At 34.5% G+C, this 345-nt stretch carries 1 protein-coding gene; it reads left to right on the top strand.

Annotated features, from left to right (window positions below; translation table 11 throughout):
* Positions 1 to 105: 105 nt before the first annotated feature.
* A partial coding sequence (locus E1171_RS00105; RefSeq protein WP_222931265.1) for a hypothetical protein occupies positions 106 to 345 on the top strand: 240 nt, incomplete at its 3' end.

Genomic DNA, 345 nt, shown 5'->3' with positions numbered 1-345 from the left:
ACCTCTAAGACACAAATCACCATAACTCTCACTAAAAATATAGGGGAGGGCTTTTATAACCTCTAAGACACTAATCAACATAATTCTCACTAAATAAATAAAACAATGAAAGAATGTAAAATAACAAACAATACCACTGATTCTGTCGTGGTTATTATCCCTAGCATAGCGCAAAATGCGGAAGTTACTTACAACCAGGACTTGATTGAATTAGAAATTAAGGACGACAAAAACGCCAAAATTACAGAAATTCCACCCGGGAAAAGTGGAACGGTAATTTTAGATCAGACCTTTGATGATAGTGGTACTAAGAAATATTCTCTGAACTACAACCTACTAATTAGC

The organism is Xanthovirga aplysinae (assembly GCF_009711365.1).
Classification (GTDB): Bacteria; Bacteroidota; Bacteroidia; order Cytophagales; family Cyclobacteriaceae; genus Xanthovirga; species Xanthovirga aplysinae.
This window is presented reverse-complemented; position numbering and strand designations above follow the sequence as displayed.